This is a genomic window from Burkholderia sp. GbtcB21 (assembly GCF_019091065.1).
GTDB lineage: Bacteria > Pseudomonadota > Gammaproteobacteria > Burkholderiales > Burkholderiaceae > Burkholderia > Burkholderia pyrrocinia_C.
In genome coordinates, this window is the sequence record NZ_JAGXKA010000526.1 from 1 (window position 1) to 232 (window position 232).

At 60.3% G+C, this 232-nt stretch carries 1 protein-coding gene; it reads right to left on the reverse strand.

Annotation, left to right across the window (positions count from 1 at the left end):
* Positions 1–19: 19 nt before the first annotated feature.
* A partial coding sequence (locus KVT39_RS37550) for a hypothetical protein (protein ID WP_217591537.1) occupies positions 20–232 on the reverse strand: 213 nt, incomplete at its 5' end.

Sequence of the window (232 nt, forward strand, 5' to 3'; positions counted from 1 at the left end):
TTCTTTTCCTGCACCACACTTACTCTCCCTCCCGCTCTCCCCTCGTCCATCTGCACCTCTCTCCCATCATTTCCTCGCCCTTCATCATCCGCTTATTTGCGCGCGCTCTCCGCGTCTTCGCTTCGCCTTCCGCATTCTCCGCACTCTCCTCCTCTCCTCCATCCTCACTCGCCATTCCTCCCCCTCCTCGCATCCCGTCCTCCTCACACTCTTCTCCTCGCTTCCCGCCTCC